Annotated in this window: 13 protein-coding genes, 2 tRNA genes and 1 pseudogene; 7 read left to right on the plus strand and 9 right to left on the minus strand. The window is 42.5% G+C overall.

Features of this window, described 5'->3' with window-relative positions; translation table 11 throughout:
* Positions 1-216: 216 nt before the first annotated feature.
* Positions 217-441, plus strand: a pseudogene (locus H6G76_RS04240) (addiction module protein); the annotation flags it as partial.
* A gap of 388 nt (positions 442-829) precedes the next feature.
* Here H6G76_RS04240 and H6G76_RS04245 read toward each other — a convergent pair.
* From H6G76_RS04245 to murA, 7 genes are all read right to left on the minus strand, one after another.
* Positions 830-913, minus strand: a tRNA-Leu gene (locus H6G76_RS04245).
* A gap of 107 nt (positions 914-1,020) precedes the next feature.
* Positions 1,021-2,121, minus strand: a complete 1,101-nt coding sequence (locus tag H6G76_RS04250; RefSeq protein ID WP_190695828.1) for an alpha-hydroxy acid oxidase — start codon at positions 2,119-2,121, stop codon at positions 1,021-1,023.
* 65 nt (positions 2,122-2,186) lie between these two features.
* The gene (locus H6G76_RS04255; protein WP_190695831.1) at positions 2,187-2,888 is read right to left on the minus strand and encodes a DJ-1/PfpI family protein; all 702 of its coding nucleotides are present in this window, start codon (positions 2,886-2,888) and stop codon (positions 2,187-2,189) included.
* 216 nt (positions 2,889-3,104) lie between these two features.
* Positions 3,105-3,971, minus strand: a complete 867-nt coding sequence (locus H6G76_RS37995; RefSeq protein ID WP_190695834.1) for a helix-turn-helix transcriptional regulator — start codon at positions 3,969-3,971, stop codon at positions 3,105-3,107.
* A gap of 73 nt (positions 3,972-4,044) precedes the next feature.
* Positions 4,045-4,953, minus strand: coding sequence for a hypothetical protein (locus H6G76_RS04265; RefSeq protein WP_190695837.1), 909 nt, complete (start codon positions 4,951-4,953; stop codon positions 4,045-4,047).
* Between the two features lie 196 nt (positions 4,954-5,149).
* Positions 5,150-6,025: a M48 family metallopeptidase gene (locus H6G76_RS04270; protein WP_190695839.1), complete on the minus strand. Its 876-nt coding sequence runs from the start codon at positions 6,023-6,025 to the stop codon at positions 5,150-5,152.
* A 364-nt stretch (positions 6,026-6,389) separates the two neighbouring features.
* The gene (gene murA, locus H6G76_RS04275) at positions 6,390-7,763 is read right to left on the minus strand and encodes a UDP-N-acetylglucosamine 1-carboxyvinyltransferase (protein ID WP_190696428.1); all 1,374 of its coding nucleotides are present in this window, start codon (positions 7,761-7,763) and stop codon (positions 6,390-6,392) included.
* A 351-nt stretch (positions 7,764-8,114) separates the two neighbouring features.
* On the opposite strand from murA, the gene H6G76_RS04280 reads away from it, so the two are divergent.
* Positions 8,115-8,196 (plus strand) — tRNA-Leu (locus H6G76_RS04280).
* A 77-nt stretch (positions 8,197-8,273) separates the two neighbouring features.
* Positions 8,274-9,056, plus strand: a complete 783-nt coding sequence (locus H6G76_RS04285) for an RNA methyltransferase (protein ID WP_190696431.1) — start codon at positions 8,274-8,276, stop codon at positions 9,054-9,056.
* 7 nt (positions 9,057-9,063) lie between these two features.
* On the opposite strand, the gene H6G76_RS04290 is transcribed toward H6G76_RS04285, so the two are convergent.
* On the minus strand, positions 9,064-9,291 hold the full coding sequence (locus tag H6G76_RS04290; RefSeq protein ID WP_190696434.1) for a hypothetical protein: 228 nt from the start codon (positions 9,289-9,291) through the stop codon (positions 9,064-9,066).
* Between the two features lie 327 nt (positions 9,292-9,618).
* On the opposite strand from H6G76_RS04290, the gene H6G76_RS04295 reads away from it, so the two are divergent.
* From H6G76_RS04295 to H6G76_RS04310, 4 genes are all read left to right on the plus strand, one after another.
* Positions 9,619-10,788, plus strand: a complete 1,170-nt coding sequence (locus tag H6G76_RS04295; protein ID WP_190695852.1) for an alpha/beta hydrolase — start codon at positions 9,619-9,621, stop codon at positions 10,786-10,788.
* A gap of 154 nt (positions 10,789-10,942) precedes the next feature.
* Entirely contained in the window at positions 10,943-12,391 is a 1,449-nt protein-coding gene (locus H6G76_RS04300; RefSeq protein WP_190695854.1) for a caspase family protein, read from the plus strand.
* The gene (locus tag H6G76_RS04305) at positions 12,385-13,932 is read left to right on the plus strand and encodes a tetratricopeptide repeat protein (RefSeq protein WP_190695856.1); all 1,548 of its coding nucleotides are present in this window, start codon (positions 12,385-12,387) and stop codon (positions 13,930-13,932) included. The genes H6G76_RS04300 and H6G76_RS04305 overlap by 7 nt, the downstream gene beginning before the upstream one ends.
* A gap of 63 nt (positions 13,933-13,995) precedes the next feature.
* A complete protein-coding gene (locus H6G76_RS04310) occupies positions 13,996-14,286 on the plus strand; it encodes a hypothetical protein (RefSeq protein WP_190695858.1) in 291 nt (96 codons plus the stop codon).
* A gap of 193 nt (positions 14,287-14,479) precedes the next feature.
* On the opposite strand, the gene H6G76_RS04315 is transcribed toward H6G76_RS04310, so the two are convergent.
* Positions 14,480-15,673 carry a 4-hydroxy-3-methylbut-2-enyl diphosphate reductase gene (locus H6G76_RS04315; RefSeq protein WP_190695860.1) on the minus strand — a complete coding sequence of 398 codons (1,194 nt, stop codon included), beginning with the start codon at positions 15,671-15,673 and terminating at the stop codon, positions 14,480-14,482.
* Positions 15,674-15,681 lie beyond the last annotated feature (8 nt).

Genomic DNA, 15,681 nt, shown 5'->3' on the forward strand with positions numbered 1-15,681 from the left:
ATAAAATTACTGGTATATTTCTGCATAATATCAATTAGTAAAAGACAGGAATTTAATGCTAAACTCGCAAAATTATCTTTGCGTCACTGCGTGAGATAGCCTACCTAAGAGTGAGACAAAACTGTTCCCAATTTTTCACGTCTCAAATAACTTTAGTGCTGCCTCAAGCCGCAATTTTGTAAAATTAGACCAAAGTTAAACCATAGCTCTTTACTCATGAGTTCCCATCATCTCTTAAAAGTTGACATTTCTGAACTCAGCGTTGCAGAACGTATTCAACTTGCTGAAGATTTATGGAACAGCATCTTAGCGCAACAAGAAGAACTTCCATTAAGTGAAGCGCAACAACAGGAACTAGAGCGACGGTTAGAGAATTACCAGAAAAACCCTGCAAGTGGTTCTAGTTGGGAACAGGTTAAAAAACGCTTAGGCTTCTCCCAATTCTCCTCATACAGTTCATTCTCAATCAGCACCAAATTTTTTCAAAGGGTCTGTGCCTACCAACTCCTTAGCTGGCTAGGTTTAGAGGTGATTGTCGCCCCTTGAAGACAATCACTCTTCTAGCACAGGATAGGTTAAAAGATTGACTTGTAATTGAGAGATTGCCGATTTAAATCGAGGGTTGAAAGATAGGAGTTCGATTCTCTTACTATATATTTTTTTGCAAAATTAAGTTTACAAAGCTTATTTGAGCAGTTACTTTAAGAAGTACGCTAATAAAAAGCATATTAAGGCTGACAATAATTTGTCACTAGTTCCCTACAAACGGGATTGAGCCTAAGAAGGCAAGAATTTGTCACTGTACATTACAAGTTCAAAGCTTTATTTATGGGCAGGAGGAGAATCGAACTCCTATGACCGCAAGGTCGCCACATTTTGAGTGTGGTGCGTCTACCAGTTTCGCCACCCGCCCTTGGGTGCAACTTTCCTAATATAACCTATTTAATCAATCTGTGGCAAGTAATTTTGCTAAATAATTGTATTTTTACCGGACTTAGCTAGAATTTGATACCAAGACTTCTAGGGTTTTACTGCCACTAAACTAGAGTCAATGTCTTTGATGCTTGTACAACCACTCAGAGCCATTGCCACACTTAACTCATCTTCTAACAGTGAGATGATATGAGATACACCAATTTGTCCTGCTACAGCTAATCCCCAAAGTATCGGACGGCCGATAAGTACGGCTTTTGCACCAAGAGCTAAGGCTTTAAGGATGTCTGTGCCTCGGCGGATACCACCATCTATCAAGATTTCTGCTTGACCATCGACAGCTATCACTATCTCAGCAAGGGCATCGAAAGATGCGATCGCCCCATCCAGTTGTCTGCCACCATGATTAGAAACTACAATTGCTTTGGCTCCATGCTCAACAGCACGGACAGCATCATCACCGCGTAAAATCCCTTTAATTACCAAAGGTAATGGCGATAAAGACTGTAACCATTCCAAATCAGCCCAAGTTACCGCAGGGTTTAATTGCTGGGCAAAATAGGTAAATAATCCAGATTCTCCCGATTCTTGGGGAATATCTAATCCTGAGATATTTGTGATATTCGCTAAATGTAATCCTGGTGGTAAGGTAAATTCGTTACGTAAATCTCGCTCTCGTCTTCCTAAGATAGGCGCATCTACTGTCAAACAAAGAGCCTGATAACCGGCGGCGTAAGCCCTTTCTACAAGATTCCGCGTCAAGCCTCGATCTTTGTGGATGTAAAGCTGGAACCATTGCAAAGCATTATGTTTGTAACCTACCGCAGCGACTTCTTCCAGGCTCTTTGTTGCCATTGTACTCAACACCATACCCGCACCTGCGGTAGCAGCTGCTAAGGCTGTGGCCAGTTCTCCCTGTGAATGGGCTAGACACTGGAAAGCCATTGGTGCGATTAATAAGGGTAGTTGTAGTGGCTGTCCTAAAATAGTAGTGCTTAAGTTGCGATCGCTTACATCTACCAGCATCCTGGGGCGCAATTTAATCTTTTCAAATGCAGCGCGGTTATCTCGTAATGTAATTTCATCCCAAGCACCACTACAGTAGTAATCAAAGGCCATCTGTGATAGATGCTGCTTTGCTAACTGTTCGTACTCCCACAGGTTAATTGGCTGAGATATATCTGTCATGGTATGGAATGAAATTGCCAATATAGCTCAAGTTCTTGACTATTTTATTGCTAAATGAGTAACTATTACGGCTGGATTCCTAAGCGAATTGCTACTTGCTTAGATTCTGCCAACGTTGCTGCTAAAATTTCTGCCCCTGCAAGTTTTACCAGTTTTGTGACTTTACCTGCTGTTTCCGGAGAACCAGCATTAAATGGTGGTTCAGGATTATACTCCAAAATCAGCTGGATAAACTTTGCTGTATTTTCATCACAGAGTTTCGCTACTACTACGAGTCCAAAATCAATACCTGCGGTAACACCGCCGCCTGTAATTCGGTTTCCATCAATGACAACACGTTCATGACTGACTGTAATTCCCATCTCAGCAAGACAATCTCGAAACATCCAGTGACAGCTTGCTTTGTAACCTGTAAGTAATCCAGCCGCCGCTAAAATTAGCGATCCCGTACAAACTGAAGTTATGTATTGGGCATTTTTTGCCTGTTGGTTGAGAAGTGTCAGCACTTCCACATCACGCATGATTTCAATCGTTCCCATTCCCCCACCGGGAACACAAATCACATCTAGTTGTGGACAATTAGCAAATGTCGTTGTGGGATGAAGAACTAAACCGCCTGCATCTTGTACTGGTTCTAAATTTTTCCAAATTAAATGCACATGGGCAGCAGGCAACATGGAAAATACTTGATAAGGGCCAGTCACATCTAATTGAGTAAAGTCTGGGTAGATCAATAACCCGATGTTGTATGGAGTTGAGTTAGTCATAGTTACTTGGTTGCTACTAGGTTTACTTTAGGCAAACATCAAAGTCAACAAGAAGGGTGTGGGGTAATTGGTGGGGGCTTTGACTCGAAAGTGGTTTCTCTTCGGTGTGTACAAAAATACAATTTTCTCTTCCCCCTACACCCCACACCCTGCACCCTACACCCTAGTTTTGGTAACTATCTTGTATGTTGTTGAGATTTTTTTGGTAGTTTATTGCTATTGCGATCGCATCGCTTTTGGAGTCAACCCAACTAGACGTTTGAAATGTTTAGTCAAATGACTTTGGTCTATAAAACCGCATTCTAAAGCAACTTCAGCAATGCTTAATTCTCGGTTTTTTAATAGAAGTTTGGCTTTTTCTATTCGCTTTTGAATCAAATATTGATGAGGAGTTATGCCAACTGATTGTTTGAATAAATGGCAGAAATAGTAATGACTAATTCCTAAAAGTTCGGCAATATCTGTTAATTTGATATCTTGATCAAGATTTGCATTGATATAGTCAATTGCTAGTTGCAACTTGTTCTTAGCCAGACCATCGCCGTAATGTTTAATTACTGGCTTACAGGTAGCATAAGCTTGTAGTAGATGAACGGCAAGCATTGTTGCAGCTGATTCACCAAACAGTGCATTAGGTGAGGATTCGGTTTCAATCGCTGCTTTTAGTGCTGCTGCTGTGTACTGTATAACTGGGTCAATAATAGAAAATTGTGGAATCAGTTCAAATGCATTTCCTTTGACTGATTCATAAACTACTTTCTCCATGAACTGAGGACAAAGGGTAACTATCAAAAATTCTCCCTCTCTGTCCCAGTGTAACCACTGACTAACGTTAGCAGGTGTTAATTGAATTACACCATTGTCTACTAGCTGAGTTCTTGATTTACTATCTTTTCGGACTTCTAATTGAAATTGATTGTAAGCGATCGCTAGGACATGATGAGTCAAATAGTGTTCAGTTGTTGAATGAGCAGGATGACGATAGTAAAATAACCCAACATTTGGCCATCCGGTGTTTTGGCTTGAGAGGATGGGAGGAGTTGGCAAAATTTGCAGTGACTCTTCCTGCTTGATAAAATTCACTACAAGCCTTTTGCTATCATTCATCTAGTAAATTAGGCGATCGCACTAAGTTTCTCAAATTTTAAAACATCTTCTATAGAAACCTATCCAACAGTTCTTCGCGTGATAATTGCAGTAATAAAGGAGTAAATTCTTCTGGGGCTAATGCCAATAAAGGTTGGATAATCCCTGCTAATTCCGTATCTACAGTTCCAAATCGAAATTGCAACAAATTATTTATAACCTTACGGCGTTCTGCTTGAAGACCTTCTTGAATACCTTCTTGAATACCTTCTTGTTTAGCTTCTGCTAATTTTTGCTCGTAAATAGGTGATAAGCGCATAATTAAATCCCTATCCTCTTGGTCTATATTTTGATTTACTTCCAAGGTCGTCTTCAAACTCAATAATAAATCAATTGCTTTGGCACGCAAGGGATTATCTTGGGGCAGCGCTTCTAGTTCATCTATGGCTTGTTGCTGAACTCTGCCTTTACCTAAAAGTCTTAGCCACAGTGTTTCTTCAATACGCGGTAGTTGATGAATTGCAACGATCGCGGTTCTAAAATACTCACCAAAGAAGTGTACACCCACTTCCCAGTTTTCTAGGTCTTGGCTAGTTCTAAAACCCTCTAATATAGATTCCGAAGCTGTCGGTGATAAAATCCATAATCGCGGTAATTCTGATTCTGCAACTCGGTTGTGATCAACTTTAGTCTGACGCTTGATTTGGGCAAATATATCAAATAATTTGTTCAGACAACTGCGAATTTCTGTAATTGTAGCCGCGTTTCTAAAGGGTTCAATTAATGCTGGTGCAGATGCAATTTTTCCTAATAATCCCAATTCTAGTTTATCGCTTGTTGATGGAGATGTAGGTGCGAAATAAACGTCAATTTCTCGGATTTCCGCAGAAACTTTGCGGCTAGTTTCGATTGTTCCTAATGGTTGTAATAATTCTTGAAGATAATCTTTGGCAAATTGGTCGTAGGGAAACCTGGTCATTAGCTAACTTGGACACTAGACTTCTTGCAGAAGTCGGGAAAAGGGGAAGGGGAAAGCGGGGAAAGGTTTTGTATTTTCCCCTTCCCCTTTAACCTTTTCCCTTTTCCCACCTCTTGCAAAAGCACTTTTGCAAGAGGTCTACTGTACCCATATCTTACATGAAGGCGATCGCCTACGACCTAACGGAGATTGCAGTTTACCAGTTACGCCAACCGCCTTTGTTTGCTACTTCATCCGAACTTTTCAACCCATGAGTTTGCAGTAAAGTTTGATATTCTTGACTACTAGCCCAACGGTCAATTTCTCTGGCGCGTAGCACTGGGACGGGATGGCTTAATTGGGCTGTGCGAGCTGCTTTTACCATTTCCCCCACTTCTGTCTTACTAATATCATCGTAAGCACGGGCTTGGGCAACAAAAGCATCAAGGTTAAGTTGCGGTGCGAGGGTTGGTGAACCACCTGCGAGTTTCATCAATACGGACATGACAACTTTGGGATTTTGGGTGGCTAACAAAGCGGCGCGATCGCAGGTAAACTCAGCACAGCGTACCCATTCTAAAAGTTGTGTTTGGATGGCTTGAGCAAGCAAATTACCCACATTCGGCACAATTGCCGCAGCTAAGATTAATAAGTTTACAGGCGTTAAATAAACGCTGTGGTCGCATTTGAGATGCCCTAACTCATGGGCAATTACCGCCTGAATTTCTTCTGGTGTCAGAATGTCTATCAAAGATGTGTGCAGCACCACAAAAGGCTGCTTACCCCGCATGGCAAAAGTATAGGCATTGGGAGCCGGATGTTGGCGAACATATAATTGGGGTGGCTCAATATCTAAAACTTTGCAAGCTTCTAGTAATAATTTATGTAAATCTGGCAGTTGATTTTCGCTGACTAAAACACTAGATGCAATATTTTCTACATAAAAAATTTGCTCTGCCATTGGCCCAAGCCAATTTCGCACCATCAAATCAATACCTGGTATTTGTTTGAGAGCTTTAGTAGATTCCAAGTCTAGGGGATGACGAAAGGAGTCAGCTTTTAAACCAGTTAGTGGGGTTTTAATAAATGACATGATGTAGGCAGCTTGAACACAAAGACTGTAGGAATTAGGCTGTTAAATTAACAGCCATTCACAGCTAGTATAACGATTAAGTAGGGTAAGCAATCTCCATCTAACTGAGCAGGAATTATGTAACAAGAGTGGGAGGGTGTAAGAGAAGAAGGGAAAAGGTAAAAGGTGAGCCAGCGCGGTCTTGGGGGTTTCCCCCATGAGCGACTGGCGTTAGCGCAGCGTTAGCGAGCTTGCGAGCGTCACCCCGAAGGGGTGAAAGGGAAAAGGGTAAAAAACAACCTTTCCCCCTTACCCTTTTCCCCTTTCCCAAGGCGAAGCCTTTCACCTACACCCCTACACCCTTATACCCCTTCATCCCTAACTCCTAAGTCGAAATCGTGATTGGCGGAGTATTGCCATTAGAAGCCACCCCTGGTGTTGAGACTTCTTTCACGCGCTTGATTTTAGCTCCCAATTGTTGCAACTTAAGATCAAGGCGATCGTAGCCGCGATCAAGGTGATGCAATCCTTGAAAGATAGTTTGTCCTTGTGCTGCTAGTCCAGCTAAGACTAGGGCTGCGGATGCTCGCAAGTCTGTGCCGATGACGGGCGCACCGGATAATGTCGGTACTCCACGGACAAAGGCGGCATTACCTTTGACGCGAATATCTGCGCCTAAGCGGTTTAGCTCGGAAGCATGACGCAAGCGATTTTCAAACACAGATTCGTTGATGATGCTGTCACCCTCAGCTAAGGTGAGCAACGCCATAAACGGTGCTTGCATATCTGTGGGGAAACCAGGATGGGGCATGGTTTCAATATATGTCGCTTTGAGCGTTTCCGCAGGTAGCAGTCGTAAGCAGTCTGGGGCTTCCTCAATGATTGGTACGCCAATTTCTCGGAGTTTGGCAATCACAGGAATTAAATGGTCTGGTACGACTGGGGATAATAAGATTTCAGAACGGGTAATCGCACCAGCCACCAAAAAGGTTCCGGTTTCAATGCGATCGGGGATAATGCTGTAGTCAACAGAATGCAATTGAGGGACACCCACAATTGTAATTATGCTAGTGCCAGCACCTTGAATTTTGGCTCCCATTGCGTTACAGAAATTCGCCAAGTCGGCAACTTCTGGTTCACGGGCGGCATTTTCGATGATGGTTTCACCATCAGCGAGAGTTGCAGCCATCATCAACGTTTCCGTTGCTCCTACACTGGGAGTGTCAAGATAAATTTTGGCTCCTTTTAATCTGCCACCACCTGGAACAAAAGCATTACAGATGCCATGTTCAATCTGCACTTCGGCTCCCATTGCTTGCAGTCCCCGGACGTGCAAGTCAACTGGTCTTGCACCAATTGCACAGCCACCAGGTAATGGCATTTGCGCCACACCTAGCCTTGCCAATATGGAACCAATGGCAAAGAAACTTGCTCGTAGTTGAGTGACGAGTTCGTAGGGAGCTTTGGATGTAGTAATATCGCGGGCATTAATGTCTAAGATGTCACCTTGGTGTGTGACGCTGACACCCAACGCTGATAAAACTTGTCCCATTTTTTCCACATCCGCCAACAAGGGAACATTGCGGATGTGACAATCTCCAGAACAAAGCAATGCTCCAGCCATGATTACCAGTGCTGAATTTTTTGCTCCGCTAATTTTTACATGACCGTGCAAAGGATGCCCACCCAAAATTTGCAAGACTGAGGAGTCTGCTTGAGGTGCAAGCTTGGCATCTGGTAAGCTGGTAGAAGAATTAATAAGCCTACCTCCAAAAGTAATACTTAATTTTCAAGGGTTTAAGTTTGGTTTTGATTCTACAGTAAAGATTTAATTTGTCTACATATTGTATAAAGCAATATATTATTTGGGCGGGAATCGGGGCTGAAAATAACCATGATTTGACCTGAGGTGTATGAGTAAGGCTCAATACTCCGTAGAAGCTTGGCTATGTTTCTTTGATACTTGACATTAAACTGTAGAAAACCCAACCACCTATCATAGTTCCCAATCTTCGATCTGCAATATCTATGACACAGATATTTGTGTATTACTTGACGAAAATAAATAATTAAGTAACAATTGGAAATTGTCGATATAAAAACGATGCCAGCGGAACTGGCGGAATTGGCAGACGCGCTAGATTCAGGTTCTAGTGCCGCAAGGCTTCCGGGTTCAAGTCCCGGGTTCCGCATTTAAAGGTAAAAAGTAAAAGGCAAAAGTACGAATATTTTACTTTTTACTTTTTATTTTTTACTTTTGCCTGAAATTGTGTTAACTAGTTTACAAAATCCTCTAGTCAAGCAAATCCGCAAGCTGCACTCTACTAAGGAGCGTCACAAGCAGGAACTTTTTTTGCTGGAAGGGACGCATTTATTAGAGGAAGCTTGTGCTGTCAATTATCCGTTAGTAACGGTTTGTTGTACACCACAATGGCAAGCTGCTCATACTTTATTGTGGGAAGAAGTGTGTAGTAGTTGCGATCGCGTCGAAATTGTCAGTGAGGAAGTTTTAGGTGCGATCGCCACTACAATACAACCAGATGGAGTAGTCGCCACAGCCAGACGCAGCGAATCTTTAAATCAAGTCCCATTCACTGGTATTGTTTTAGCCTTAGAAACCATCCAAGACCCCGGTAATTTAGGAACAATTATTCGCACGGCGGCGGCAGCAGGAGCATCGGGATTGTGGTTGAGTGGGGATAGTGTAGATTTAGATAATCCCAAAGTGCTGCGTGCTACGGCTGGACAGTGGTTTCGCTTAAATATGGCGGTGAGCGAAGATTTATTAACGACAGTCCAACAAAGTCAGCAAGCAGGAATGCAAGTTATAGCAACGTTACCAACAGCGAAATTAACTTATTGGGAAATAGACTGGCGCAAACCTAGTTTGATTGTGTTGGGGAATGAAGGTGCGGGTTTATCAGCAGACTTAGCAACAATGGCGGATAAACAAGTCAAAATTCCCCTAAGTCCAGGAGTGGAGTCGTTGAATGTGGCGATCGCAGCTGCTTTAATGTTGTATGAAGCTCGGCGACAAATGACGATAGCCTAGAGAAGCATCACTTTGTCTTTTCTTCTAGATATTGTTCAATATCAGCAACCGCATCCTCAAAAGCCGCTAAATCAATATCTGTCAACTGATTAAATAATTCGTCGTCATTTATCTCCTCAGTCTGTGTTTCTTCATCCTCAGTCAGACTGTCGTTTAAAATATTTTCCAATTGGTCGAGAGAGTGCTGAAATTCTTGGTTAGCGGCACTACGCTGTTGATGCTGATTTTGCTCCATCATACTGACTAAAAATATTGATTTACTAACTTAGTTTTAAATTGCTGTTCCTACAAACTTCTATTTTGCATATCTAAAAGCCTCATGGCTATGTGCTGTATCAACTTTACACACTCAATGGCTGAACAGCAAAATTACAGCAGGGAACAGAGTTGAAAGTATTTTAATATCTTACTTTTTTAGGAAAATTTGTACCTCATTCTCCTACAATCTGCTGTATTAAAACCCTTACACCCAATCTCAACAACTAAACTTGCATCTTCACGGGTGGTTGTGAATAATACAAAGGAAAGCTTTGCGCTTCAATCCTTATAATTACAGCTAACTATGACTACCGTAATCTTTGTACATGGCACAGGGATAAGAAAACGGGAATACGAGGAAAATTTTAAGATTATTGAGCAAAAAATCCATGCCCAAAGACCTGATATTAAAGTTGCACCATGTCTTTGGGGTGATGTGTGTGGGACAAAGTTAAATGCTAAGGGTGCATCTGTGCCTTTGTATGATGCAACACTGGCTTTAACTGAGGCAGAAACAGAAGACCCAGATATTTTACTGTGGGGGGAGTTATACCGCGACCCTTTGTATGAGTTGCGCTTGCTGTCGTTGAAATCGATTGAGGAAGGTAGCGTAAATCCTTTTGGGGAACAACCCGCAGATATTTTACAGGCGCGGGTGGAGAATTTTACGCCTACGGCTGAATTGGAAGCGGAATTATCCAAAGCGGGAATTGCTGGGGTGTTTGATGAAGCGCGAGAGGCGGTTATTCACTCTCAGCCGTATGAGGAAATTTTGCCGAGAGTTACCGAGTCTGATTTAAATGGGTATTTGGCTGCTGTGGCTAGGGCAATTGTCGCGCAAGCAATGTTTATTTGTGAACAACAAGAAAGATTTCCAACCATACTCACGGATGCTCAATTGCGCGATAGAGTTGTGGAATTGCTGATTTTGGCTTTAGCTGAGGCGGAGTTAGGTTTGGGTGGTTGGTTATTCAAACCATTGGCGCACCTGGGAACAAATTATGTTAAGGGAAAACGCGGTGCTATCACTGATAAATTTTCGCCTTTCCCTTGCGATATTGTGCTTTATCAGGCGCGAGGGGAGAAAATTCGGGCTTTTATTCAGGAACAAATTGAACAGGTAGAACCGCCAGTGGTTTTAATTGCTCATAGTTTAGGGGGTATTGCTTGTGTAGATTTGTTAGTACAGCAACAAATATCTCAGGTGGAATTATTAGTTACTGTTGGTTCTCAAGCACCATTTTTATATGAGCTTAATGCCCTGTACAGTCTAGAATATGGTCAACCTCTGCCAGAACATTTCCCCCAATGGTTGAATATTTATGATTTGTGGGATTTTTTGAGCTATGTGGGTAGTAGAATTTTTCCTAAAGTACAGGATGTAGAGGTAGATAGTAAACAGCCATTCCCCCGTTCTCATGGTGCTTATTGGACTAATGCGAAAACTTGGGAGGCGATTTTTGCGAGGTTGTGATGATGTCCGAATGTTTACGGGAAAGAAAAAACCCCTCTCCAAACCTCTCCCCGAAGCGGAGAGAGGCTTTAACATTTCCCCCTTCCCTACTAGGGAAGGGGGTTAGGGGGTTAGGTCAATGATTTATCCACATAACCAGAGAAACTAAGTCATCATGCAGTTGAGGGCTGAACCGAAACGCACTTATGGGCTGGTTGTGGGTATCGAAAGATATCACGAAGCTGGCTGGAATGTACCGGGAGGGGGACAAGCTGAGGATGCGCTGAGGTTTGCGCGGTGGTTGCGTGCGTGTGGTGTACCCAAGGAAAATATTCGGTTGTGTTTGTCGTCGTTGGCTGAAAATGAACACTTGGTTGGGGAATGCGTGTTAACAGTAGAGTCGGCGACGGAACAAAATCTCTACGATATTGTGACTAACTTTTTGTCTCTACAGTCTGGTGATTTACTTTACATTTTTTGGGCTGGACATGGTTTGATTTCTGCGGAACGAGAACGCAGGTTGATTTGTGCTGATGCGACGAAGCAAAGTTGGCTAAATCTAGATTTAAATTCGTTGCTGCTGTTATTGGGTTCAGATAGGTTTGGCATTCGTCATCATGTTTGTATTATTGATGCTTGTGCTAATTATTTCTTAGAAACTCAGGGAAGACCGACTAATTTAGGTGGAAGAATATTTTCGAGTGGGAAGCCGAGAACAGATAGTCAACAGTTTGTGTTACTGGCGACGCGGGAAGGAGAAACAGCTAAGGTAAATGCGGCAGAGAAAACGGGATATTTTTCGCAAGCGGTACATGAAGCTTTAGCACAAGTGACTGAAAGCTTTCCGCCGGATATGGTGGCTGTTGCGGAACAAGTTAAGCAGCGTTTTCAAAGTTTAGATAAAAGACAACTACCAACTTATTTTTATTACCGCAGTTGGGATGGAGATCAAGAGAAATATCATTACAATCCTTTTGATATTCGCCACAATATTCAACAGAGTAATGCGATTAAGTTTGTCGGTAGAGATGAGAAGTTAGCCCAACTACATCAGCTATTAAAGGAAAATGATGTAGTTGTAATTAGCGATGTCACTGGGCTAGGTGGGGTAGGTAAAACTGAGTTGGCTATTCAATACTCATGGCAGTATTTAGAAGATTATCCTGGCGGGTGTTGCTGGTTGAATCCCCAAGGGACTGAATTAGGAACACAGTTAGTAGAGTTTGGTATGGTAAATTTTCCTAACTTTTATCCGCCCCAGGAATTAAGTATGAATGGTAAGGTTGGTTATTGCTGGCGGAATTGGCAAGCAGGCAAGGTTTTATTAGTGTTTGATGATGTGAAAGACTGGAAGCAAATTAAAGATTATCTGCCAGCTAAAGGTTCGCGGTTTAAAGTGTTAATTACGACTCGTCAAAATACAGGCTTGACATATCCTTCGCTGCCGTTGGGTGAATTGTCAGCAGATGCCGCCTTAGAATTATTAACACAGCTATTGGGACGCGACAGAGTTGAAGGAGAATTAGAATTTGCCCAAAAACTTTGCCAGTTTGTGGGTTATATCCCAATTGGATTGTACCAAGTGGCAGCATACAGCCGAGAACCAGGGAGAGTGTTATGTTAAAAGACATCCTTGCAAGGCTACAGCAAAAGCAAGCAGCAACAGGTGAGTCTGGTGTAGCAGCTGCGTTTGATTTGAATTGGGAGTGCTTAGAACCAGAGGCGCAAAAGTTAGCTTATTTGTTGAGTTTGTTTGCTTTAGCTCCTATTCCCTGGTCTTTGGTAGAATCGGCAGCAAGTGCTAGTAATTTAGAATTTGACCTGAAAGCTAACTGCAATATTTTAGTTGAGCGTTATTTATTGCAAGAGTTGGCGGAGGAAACTTACCAAATTCATGAACGTATTCAGGAATTACTACGGCAGAAGTTAGAAGAGTTAGCGGAAGTTGACGAACTCAAGCGCGGGTTTTGTCAGGCAATGGTAGCAATAGCGTGTAATATTCCTAAGACACCAACATTGAGTGACATTGCTCAAGCAACCCTTGCTATCCCCCATCTTGAGGAAGTTGCCACAGTTGATCAAGCTTGGTTAAGTGATGATGATTTAATTTGGCCTTTTGTGGGTTTGGGTAGATTTTACGAAGGGCAAGCAGCTTATGAGCAAGCTTTGCCTTGGTGGAAAAAATGTTTATCAGTAACTAGAGAACACTTTGGGGATAAACACCCGTATGTGGCACTCAGTCTAAACAATTTGGCAGAACTCTACTTTTCTCAGGGAAGGTACAGCGAAGCCGAACCTTTGTTATTGAAAGCTTTGGAGATGAGAAAAAGCCTGCTGGGGGATGAACACCCGTATGTGGGACAGAGTCTGAACAATTTAGCAACACTTTACCGTTCTCAGGGAAGGTACAGCGAAGCTGAACCCTTGTACGTCGAAGCTTTAGCGATTTATAAACGTCTGTTGGGGGATAAACACCGAAATATTGCACAAAGCCTGAACAATTTGGCAGCACTCTACGATTCTCAAGGCAGGTACAGCGAGGCAGAACTCTTGGTTATCGAAGCTTTAGCGATTCACAAACACTTACTGGGGGATGAACACCCGGATGTCGCACAAAGCCTGAACAATTTAGCAGAACTCTACAATTCTCAGGGCAAGTATAGCGAAGCAGAACTCTTGGTTATCGAAGCTTTAGCAATGAGAAAACGCCTGCTAGGGGATGAACACCCGGATGTCGCACAAAGCCTGAACAACTTGGCTCTTCTCTACCATTCTCAGGAAAGATACAGCGAAGCAGAACCTTTGTTCATCGAAGCTTTGGCAATGAGAAAACGCTTACTAGGAAATGAACACCCATTTGTTGCACTCAGCCTAAACAATTTGGCAGCATTCTACCGTTTTCAGGGAAGACACAGCGAAGCAGAACCTTTGTTCATTGAAGCTTTGGCGATGTATAAACGCCTGTTGGGAGATGAACACCCGGATGTGGCATCTAGCCTGAACAATTTGGCAGCACTCTACCGTTCCCAAGGCAGGTACAGCGAAGCGGAACCTTTGTTCATCCAAGCTTTGGCGATTTGTGAACAGCGTTTAGGGGCAAATCATCCTAATACGATCGCTGTGCGAAATAATTTGGAAGATTTGCGCCGGAATAATAATTCGTAATTCGATAGCACAAACAACGGAAAATCGCACCACAGAGGACGCAGAGGACACGGAGGAATAAGAGTGGCAGAAGATTTTTGCGTCAGTCTTATTCGTAATTGCGTTGACGATGACGAGTGTTTTATTGTCGTAAATGAGGCTTATTTCTCCTTTAATGAGGCTTTGGACTTCTTTAATGAGGCTTATTTCTCCTTTAATGAGGCTTTGAGCTTCTTTAATGAGGCTCGGAACTCCTTTAATGAATCTTTGAGCTTCTTTAATGAGGCTTTTAGCTCCTTTAATGAAGCTCGGAACTCCTTTAATGAGTCTTTGATACTCATTAATGAGGCTCGGAACTCCTTTAAAGAGGTTTAGAACTCCTAATGTACTACCAGTTCTGGAATTACCCCACCCTAACCCTCCCCTTGGAAAGGGGAGGGAACTAGATTTCTCGGTTTCCCCCCTTTATAAGGGGGGATTAAGGGGGGTAATGGGGCTTGTGTGTACACCGTAGCTTGGAAGGGGGACTGGGTGATTTTGATACAGTCTGGTATTTGACAAACATCCTCTAGGCTTTGAGGGTAAAAATCTTTTCAATTATGTCTTCAACGACTTTATCTGGGGTGGATGCACCGGAAGTGACGCCGACGACGATTTTACCTGCTGGTAGCCAATTTTGCGCGATCGCTAATTCCCCATTTAGCTGTCGATGTTCTATAGCACTACCAGATTTAATTCGTTCTACGCAATCAATATGATAAGAAGGAATACCCCTTTCAAAGGCAATTTGCTGTAGTTGCGTGGTATTCGATGAGTTAAATCCACCAATCACGACCATTAAATCTAAATCATGTTGTACTAATTCCAACATGGCATCTTGCCGTTCTTGGGTAGCATCACAGATGGTATTAAAGCTTTGAAAATGCTCATTTAACTCAGCCGGGCCGTACTTCTGCATCATAGTACGCTCGAAAAGCTTGCCAATTTGCTCGGTTTCACCTTTCAGCATGGTGGTTTGGTTAGCAATACCCACCCGTGCTAAATCTTGATCTGGGTCAAATCCTGCGGAACAAGCTTTGGCAAATTTTTGTAAAAATTCTTCTCGATTACCACCTTTGAGAATGTAGTCGGCAACATATTGTGCTTCTTTTAAATTCAAAACAATTAAATATTTACCTGCAAAGGAACTAGTAGCAACAGTTTCTTCGTGTTTATATTTACCGTGAATAATTGAGGTGTAATCGATTTTTTTGTGCTTTTCAACGGTATTCCAAACTTTAGACACCCAAGGACAAGTTGTATCAACTATTTTGCAGCCTTTATCGTGTAATATCTGCATTTCTTGAACGCTGGCTCCAAATGCAGGTAGGATGACTACATCATTTGTCTCCACAACCGAAAAGTCTTTTTTACCTGTTTCTACAGGAATGAATTTAACTGCCATCTCCTGCATTCGCTGATTTACAGAAGGATTGTGGATAATTTCGTTAGTAATCCAAATTTGTTCTGTCGGGAAGTGCTGACGAGTTTCATAGGCCATTGCCACAGCACGTTCTACACCCCAGCAAAAACCAAAGGCTTGGGCTAGTCGGATGGTAACATTACCACTTTCGAGGACGTAATTGCGATCGCGGATTTCTTGAATCAAACTGCTTTGATATTCAGATTGCAACTGGGTTGTGACTTCTGCTTGATGACCAAACCCTTTGCGATTGTAATTTTCTGAATGTTGGAGTGTACGTTTAAAAGCTTTTGTATCCATGTTTAATT

The sequence above is a fragment of the Nostoc sp. FACHB-152 genome, from assembly GCF_014697475.1.
Lineage (GTDB): Bacteria > Cyanobacteriota > Cyanobacteriia > Cyanobacteriales > Nostocaceae > Nostoc_B.